Origin of the sequence: Arsenicicoccus sp. UBA2120, assembly GCF_002330965.1 — a bacterium.
GTDB lineage: Bacteria > Actinomycetota > Actinomycetes > Actinomycetales > Dermatophilaceae > Arsenicicoccus > Arsenicicoccus bolidensis.
Map to the genome: position 1 here is coordinate 44,005 of NZ_DCYC01000082.1, position 6,805 is coordinate 50,809.

8 protein-coding genes and 1 pseudogene are annotated in these 6,805 nt (G+C 72.7%); 6 read left to right on the plus strand and 3 right to left on the minus strand.

Going from position 1 to position 6,805, the window contains the following annotated elements; all coding sequences use genetic code 11:
* Window positions 1–6: 6 nt before the first annotated feature.
* Window positions 7–921, minus strand: coding sequence for a prolyl oligopeptidase family serine peptidase (locus B2P18_RS13980; RefSeq protein WP_286961250.1), 915 nt, complete (start codon window positions 919–921; stop codon window positions 7–9).
* A 183-nt stretch (window positions 922–1,104) separates the two neighbouring features.
* Between B2P18_RS13980 and B2P18_RS13985 the strand changes: the two genes are divergently transcribed.
* The 6 genes from B2P18_RS13985 (at window position 1,105) to B2P18_RS14010 (ending at window position 5,976) form a co-directional block, all read left to right on the plus strand.
* Window positions 1,105–1,824: a DUF998 domain-containing protein gene (locus tag B2P18_RS13985; protein ID WP_286961252.1), complete on the plus strand. Its 720-nt coding sequence runs from the start codon at window positions 1,105–1,107 to the stop codon at window positions 1,822–1,824.
* Window positions 1,821–2,717, plus strand: a complete 897-nt coding sequence (locus tag B2P18_RS13990) for an alpha/beta fold hydrolase (protein WP_286961256.1) — start codon at window positions 1,821–1,823, stop codon at window positions 2,715–2,717. The genes B2P18_RS13985 and B2P18_RS13990 overlap by 4 nt, the downstream gene beginning before the upstream one ends.
* 77 nt (window positions 2,718–2,794) lie before the next feature.
* Window positions 2,795–3,832 carry an iron-containing redox enzyme family protein gene (locus B2P18_RS13995; RefSeq protein ID WP_286961262.1) on the plus strand — a complete coding sequence of 346 codons (1,038 nt, stop codon included), beginning with the start codon at window positions 2,795–2,797 and terminating at the stop codon, window positions 3,830–3,832.
* Window positions 3,833–3,915: 83 nt separating this feature from the next.
* Entirely contained in the window at window positions 3,916–4,056 is a 141-nt protein-coding gene (locus tag B2P18_RS14000; RefSeq protein ID WP_286961287.1) for a CDGSH iron-sulfur domain-containing protein, read from the plus strand.
* Window positions 4,049–4,678 (plus strand): methyltransferase domain-containing protein, encoded by a 630-nt coding sequence (locus B2P18_RS14005; RefSeq protein ID WP_286961270.1) that lies wholly within the window; start codon window positions 4,049–4,051, stop codon window positions 4,676–4,678. Before B2P18_RS14000 ends, B2P18_RS14005 begins: the two co-directional genes overlap by 8 nt.
* Window positions 4,679–4,791: 113 nt before the next feature.
* The gene (locus B2P18_RS14010; protein WP_286961273.1) at window positions 4,792–5,976 is read left to right on the plus strand and encodes a glycerophosphodiester phosphodiesterase family protein; all 1,185 of its coding nucleotides are present in this window, start codon (window positions 4,792–4,794) and stop codon (window positions 5,974–5,976) included.
* Window positions 5,977–6,063: 87 nt separating this feature from the next.
* Here the strand turns inward: B2P18_RS14010 and B2P18_RS14015 are convergent, their stop codons facing one another.
* Window positions 6,064–6,627 (minus strand): cysteine hydrolase family protein, encoded by a 564-nt coding sequence (locus B2P18_RS14015; RefSeq protein WP_286961276.1) that lies wholly within the window; start codon window positions 6,625–6,627, stop codon window positions 6,064–6,066.
* Window positions 6,608–6,805 (minus strand): annotated as a pseudogene (locus B2P18_RS14020) (allantoin permease); the annotation flags it as partial. The pseudogene B2P18_RS14020 and the gene B2P18_RS14015, both read right to left, overlap by 20 nt.

Consider the following 6,805-nt stretch of genomic DNA (forward strand, 5'->3'; position numbering starts at 1 on the left):
CACCGGCTAGCGGCGGCGCTGCTTGGCCATCCACTCCCAGATCGTCACGCCGGACGCCGTCTGCGGGTCGTTGCGGGCGACGTAGATCCAGGACCAGTGGCCGGGGAACTCGTGGCCGTTCCACACGACGTTGGGGTAGGCCGTGAGGCGGGCGTTGCCGAGGAGGCGCACCGCGCGTCCCGTCGTCGCCTGGTAGTCCACGACCGGGTCGTTGGTGGCGTGGACGAACCACGTCGGGGTCGAGCGCAGCCGCAGGATCTGCGCGTCGGTGAGCATCCGCTGCGTCGTCCCGGTCGCCTGGTCCTTGAGGACGTAGGCCGCGCAGACCGGCACGTTGGCGGCGAAGTAGCGCGGGTAGGCCGACGCCAGCTTCATCGCCATGTAGCCGCCGTTGGACGGGCCGACGACGTAGATGCGCGACGTGTCCACGTCGTGGCCCTTGGCGAACTCGTCGACCAGGCTCTTGAGCCGGCGCGTGTAGGAGTAGTCGCCGTCATCGAGCCACCGGGTCCAGGCCTGGGGCGCGACGACATACGCGCCCTTGAAGATCTGCTGGGACTCGGTGGTGGCGAAGGCGAGCGCACCGCGGTTGGCGAGCAGCGGGAGGTCGTTGTTGTTGGCCTTGCTCCAGCCGCCCTCGCCGCCTCCGTGGAGGAAGAGGATGAGCGGCGCCTTGGACCGGGCCGGGCGCAGGGACTTCTTGGGTGCGTAGTAGCGGTACTTCATGCCGCTGCGGGACGCGCCGGCGCCGAAGGCGTCGACCTCGGGGTCGACCACCCCGCCCTGGTGGAAGGACGTGAGCTGCACCGCCGCGCCGCTCTTGAGTCGGACAGGCGCGGTCTGGGTGAGCGAGTAGGTGAGGTCGAGCACGACGTTGCGCCCGGGCTTGGTCGCGTAGGCGAGCGTCGAGGCCCCCGGCACGCCTTCGCCGTGCGCGAGCTCGACGACGATGTCACCGGATCGGTCGAGGTGGGCGCCGGTGACGGTGCGCTGCGCTGGGCGGCTGCCCGATCGGCTGGAGCGGGCGGGTGCGCACCGTCAGCAGGCTGTATGCCGCGACCGCGGGGCCATCGCACCCAGCGACGAGTCTGTGACAATGCGTGCATGACCTCGACGCCGCGGACGCCGCTCGCGATCATGGTGCTGGCCATCGGGGCGGCCCTGCTCTACATGATGTGGGTCTTCTCGCCCTCCCAGCTGTCGCCGCGGACGTCATTCGTCAGCGAGCTGCTGGTCCACGACCAGCCCGGATCGGGGCTGCTGCGCGCGGCCGACGTCGCGGCCGGGAGCCTCGTCACCCTCGCCGCCGTGCTGGCCTGGCGGCGCCGGCGCCATGTCACCGACGTGCCGAGGTGGGTGCTGACCGCGGCGATCCTCGGGACCGCCGTCTTCGGGCTGGCCACGATCATCGACGCGCTGTCGCCGCTCGGCTGCACCCCCACCGCCTCGGAGGCCTGCCGCCAGGCCGAGCGTGACGGCTCCGTGCGCCTGCACCACCAGGTCCACAGCGTCTCCAGCTCGTTCGCCGGGCTCGGTACGACGGTGGCCATGGTCGCCACCGCACTGGTGGCACGCGCCCGCGCCGCGGTCCTGCGGCCGTGGGTCGTGCGCCTGTATGTCGTCTTCGCCGGCTTCTTCGTGCTCGTCACGGCGTGGGTGCTGCTGGAGGTGGCGCTGCACAGCGGGATGCTGCCCTTCACGGGTCTCGACGCCCTCGGCTGGAGCCAACGGCTGCAGATCACCTCCATCGCCGCCTGGCTCGCCGTCGTCGCCGCGGTCCCGCTCTGGGAACGTCCCGCGCGACGACGGGCCCGGACGCGATGACGTCCCGGGTGCTCGACGTGGGCGGGCGTGAGGTCCACGTCGCCGACTCGGGGTGGCCTGGGGGGCGGCCGGCGCCCGTCATACTCCTGGCCTCGGGGCTCGCGGGGGCATGGTTCGACTGGGCAGGGGTGCAGGCGCTGCTCGAGCCGCACGCCCGCGTGATCGTGATGGACCGGCCCGGGTGCGGCGACTCCCCGCAGCCCGTGGAGCCGGTCGTGGTGGACCTGGTGGGGTGCGCCGACGACCTCGTCGGGGTCCTCGACGCCTGCGGGGTCGGGTCGGCGGTGCTGGTCGGGCACTCCATGGGTGCCTGGTATGCCGAGGCGGCCGCCCGCCTGCACCCCCGCCGCGTGTCGGCCGTGGTGACGGTGGACGGCAGCGTGTGCGAGGGAGACGAGACGGCTCCCGAGCAGGACTCCAGCCCCGTGGCCACCCTGATCACCATCGGTGACCGCACGGTCGGATGGCAATGGCTGGGACCGCTGCTGCGGCGTCTGGGCGACCGCGGGCTGCCCACCGGCGAATGGGGTCGCCGCCATCGCGAGCGCTCCGCCCGCACCTATGTCCGGGCCCACGTGTGGCGGACCATCGCGACCGAGGATGCGGCATACGCCCGGCTGCGGCACGAGCTGGCGCAGCTGCGACGCACCCACCCGCTGCCCGCGATCCCGGTGCACGTCGTCACTGCGCTGGCCGGCTCGGTGCCGATCCGTTGGTCGTGGTGGGGGCGTCAGCAGCGGCGGCAGACCGAGGCGCTGGCGGCCGACAACCCGACCGCACAGGTCACGGGCGAGGTGATCCGCCCGGCCCGGCACATGGTGATGGTGCAGCACCCGCGCCGCGTCGCCGGCGCCATCCTCCGCACATCGGCGCAGGTTCGACGTCACATCTGACCATCGACCTGCACCGCTCTGCGCGGGGCCGGAGGCGAACCGGGTTGGGGGTGCGCAGCCCCGGGTACCACCAGGACATGAGAGTTCCCGAGCCGCGAGGCCCGCTCAGCGAGGCGGTCGGTGCGGCGCTGCGCACCGGCGACCCCTTGCCCACGGACGTCGCCGCGCCGTCCGCGGTCCTCGACGACGAGGACGCCCAGCTGGCGCTGTGGATGCTCTTCGAGCTGCACTTCCGCGGCTTCGAGGACGCCGTGGGCGACCGCGAGTGGGACCCCGAGCTGCTGCGCCTGCGCGGCCGGCTCGAGGCGGGCATGGAGCAGGAGCTGCGCGCGGCGACCCGCGCCGTCGTCGAGGCGGCACCCGACAGCGGCGACCTCGCCGAGGACCTGTTCGCGCTCGTCGCGGCGGACGACGGGCCGTCGGTGGCGTCATACCTCCAGCGGCACGCCACCCGCGAGCAGGTGCTGGAGTTCCTGCGGCAACGGAGCCTCTATGCCCTCAAGGAGTCCGACGCGCACTCCTTCGTGCTCGGGCGCCTCGACGGCCCGGTCAAGGCGGCGCTCGCCGAGATCCAGTACGACGAGTACGGCAGCGGTCACCCCGAGCGGCTGCACTCCACCCTCTACGCCGCGGCGCTGGAGGCGGCCGGGCTCGACAGCACCTACGGCGCCTACCTGCCTGAGGTGCACGTCGAGACCTTGGCCGCCAACAACGTGCAGGCCGCCTTCGGGATGCGCCGGCGGCTGCGCGGGGGGGCGATGGGCTTCCTCGCGGCGTTCGAGACGACGAGCTCGCTGCCCTGCCGCAAGATCGCGACCGGCATCGAGCGCGTGGGCCTGCCTGCCGCGACCGCCGAGTACTTCTCCGAGCACGTCGAGGCCGACGCCGTGCACGAGCAGGTCGCGGTGCGCGACGTCTGCGCAGGGCTCGTCGCCCGCGAGCCGCAGCTGCGCGAGGACGTGCTCTTCGGCGTCGCCACGTCGCTCCACCTCGACGCCGTGGCGGGGACCCGGATGCTCGAGCGCTGGGACGCCGCGCCCGTCCAGGCCGGCACGACCCCCCTCGTGAGGGTTCCCGTCGGGGTCCCCGACATGCCCGTAGGGCGGGCGTCGTGAGCGCGGGAGGCGTGAGCGCGGGAGGCGTGAGCGCGGGAGGCGCCGAGGTCACGGTGCGCCTGTGCCCCGGAGGCCCGCTCCTCGTGCGGGGGGCGGACGTCATACGGGACGAGCAAGGCGGGTCCCACCCGGTCACCCGACCGGTCGTCGCGGTGTGCGCGTGCGGGAAGTCCAGCCGCCGGCCCTGGTGCGACGGAACCCACAAGGTGGCGCGCCGTGGCTGAGATCGCTACGCGCACCATGAGATTCGGGTCGTTGCAGATCCGGTATGACGACCGCGTCCTCGAGCCCCGCCCGTGGACGACGGCCCAGTCGGCGTGGGCCGCCGAGCTGATCGAGCAGGCGCCCGAGGGCGACGTGCTCGAGCTGTGCACCGGCGCCGGGCACATCGGGCTGCTCGCGATCGCCGGCTCGGACCGGCGTCTCGTGGCCGTGGACGCCAGCCCGACCGCGGCCGAGCATGCCGCCGACAACGCCGCCGCCGCAGGGCTCGCGGGACAGGTCGAGGTGCGCCTGGGACAGCTCGACGAGGTCCTGGACGCAGACGAACGCTTCGCCGTCGTGATCGCCGACCCGCCGTGGGTGCCCCGCGCCGAGACGGGGCGATTCCCGCAGGACCCGCTGCTGGCCATCGACGGCGGCGACGACGGCCTCGACGTGGCGCGGCTCTGCCTCGAGGTGATCTCGCACCACCTGGTGCCCGGCGGCGCCGCCGTGCTGCAGCTCGGGACGCTCGAGCAGGCGTCGGCGCTCGGTGACCGGGTCGCCGAGGGCGGCGTGCTGCGGACGGGCGAGGTGCGGGAGCACGAGGGTGGGGTGCTCGTCCGGCTCGACCGGATGGCCTGACGACCCGGCCCCACGTGTGGTGCGTTCACGCACATGTCATCTCGCTCTCGGGCGAGGTTGGCCGGGCGGGGCCTAGCGTCGAGGGATCCATCCCACGCGCTCCAGGAGAAGCCATGATCCGCACGAGCCGCACCATCGCCACCGTCCTCGCCACCGCGACCGCTCTCGCCGGCCTGGCCACCGCAGCCCAGGCCGAGCAGCAGCCCAAGCCGACCGGCACGCCCGCCGCCGCGACGCCCGCGACCTCCACAACGCCAGCCGCCGCATCAGCCCCGGCGGACGCCGCCGACGCCGACAAGCGCAAGCCGGGCAAGCCCGGCAAGCCTGGTCAGCATGGCGGCCTCTACCGTCCGCTGCCGGCGTTCGACCTCCAGGCGCACCGCGGCGGCCTCGGCCTCACCACGGAGGAGACCGTGCCCGGCTTCGCCAAGGCGCTGGCGCTCGGCGTCAACACCCTCGAGCTCGACACCGTCGTCACCAAGGACGGGGCGGTCGTCCTCAACCACGACTTCTCGATGAACGCCGTGAACTGCCGCGACACCAAGCCGCTGACGGCCGGTGACCCGATGTACCCCTACGTCGGCAAGAGCATCGCCAAGCTCACCCTCGCGCAGATCAAGACCGTCGAGTGCGGCTACCGCACGCTGCCGGACCACCCGGGTCAGCAGCTGGTCAAGGGCCCGCTGGTCGAGCTGCGCGAGGTCCTCGACCTGGTCAACGACTACCGCGCCCGCGGCGTCATGCTCAACATCGAGACCAAGTCGGATGCCGGCGACCGGAGCAACAGCGCGCCGCTGCCGTACTTCGTCAAGCGCGTCTACCAGGAGGTGCGTCGCGCGGGCCTGCAGGAGCAGGTCATGATCCAGTCCTTCGACTGGTCGACGCTGCGGCTCATGCACAAGCTCGACCGGCGGATCCCGCTCGTGGCGCTCGACAACTTCGAGAACCAGCAGGTCGGCAAGCCCGGCGCCTCCCCGTGGCTCGGCGGGATCGACATCGACGACTTCGGCGGCAACGTGGTGCGCGCCGCCGCCTCCATCGAGGGCGTCAAGGTCTTCTCCTCCGGCTGGGACATCGGCAACAAGCTGTCCGGCTACTACGTCGACGCGGCCATGATCCGCCAGGCCCGCGCCTCCGGCCTCAAGGTCGTGCCGTGGACCGTCGACGACCCGGCCGTCATGCACCACCTGATCGACCTGGGGGTCGACGGCCTGATCACCAACTACCCGGACCGTGGTCGCCTGGTGATGGCCGAGCGCGGTATGCCGCTGCCCCGGGCCTACTCCCGCAAGCTCTGACGGCGGCGGCTGCGGCATACCAACGTCCATAGCCGCCTCCTGGGGAAGTCTGGGTACCGCTGTCGGTGCGCAGACTTCCCCGCGGAGTCAGGCCAGGAGCTCGGCGGTGGTGGTGAGGGTGATCTGCGGCTCGAACAGGCTCATCACCCGCAGCGCCGCCGCGTGGTCGTCGGGCGTGGAGCCGGCGCACGCGTCGGACACCACCGTCACCCTGGCGCCCGCGTCGGCCGCCGCCAGGGCCGTCGCGATGACGCAGCAGTCCGTCGAGACGCCGGTCACGACGAGCCGCGGTGTGGCGCCGACGATCTCGCGCAGGGCGGCACCCCACTTGCCGAACGTCGGCTCGGTGACCACGTGCGCCCCGGCCGCGAGTGACGCCAGCTCGGGCACGACGGCATACAAGGGGTCGCTGTCCTCGACGCGCGCGAACGGCCACCGGGCGTAGTAGTCCGCCCACGATCCCTGCGGCGACGTCGGCGCGACGAAGCGCGTCACCACCACCCGCCCCGCGAATTCCCGTGCGAGAGCGTGCACCCGGGGCACGATCGACGCGAACATCGGTGAGCCCCAGTCGCTCTCGGGCGACGCGAAGATGACCTGTGGGTCGATCACCACCAGCCAGGCGTCACCGTCAGGCGTCGAGTCGGCCATAGGTGCCGGCCTCCTGTCGACGAACCCGGTTGCGGCGCAGCAGGAGACAGCCGACGAGACCGATCAGCAGGGCGAGCAGGACGCCGATGTTGGAGTAGGGCCAGGCGCCCTCCCACGCGTCGCCGGTGCGCGTGCCGAGGCCGAGCGGGGAGAGCAGGTAGCCCTGCCAGTTGTTCCA

Bases quoted from the DNA above. Each gene is read 5' to 3' on its own strand.
- B2P18_RS13985 (WP_286961252.1), top strand. From the start codon at position 1,105: ATGACCTCGACGCCGCGGACGCCGCTCGCGATCATGGTGCTGGCCATC.
- B2P18_RS13990 (WP_286961256.1), top strand. From the start codon at position 1,821: ATGACGTCCCGGGTGCTCGACGTGGGCGGGCGTGAGGTCCACGTCGCC.
- B2P18_RS13995 (WP_286961262.1), top strand. From the start codon at position 2,795: ATGAGAGTTCCCGAGCCGCGAGGCCCGCTCAGCGAGGCGGTCGGTGCG.
- B2P18_RS14010 (WP_286961273.1), top strand. From the start codon at position 4,792: ATGATCCGCACGAGCCGCACCATCGCCACCGTCCTCGCCACCGCGACC.
- B2P18_RS14015 (WP_286961276.1), bottom strand. From the start codon at position 6,627: ATGGCCGACTCGACGCCTGACGGTGACGCCTGGCTGGTGGTGATCGAC.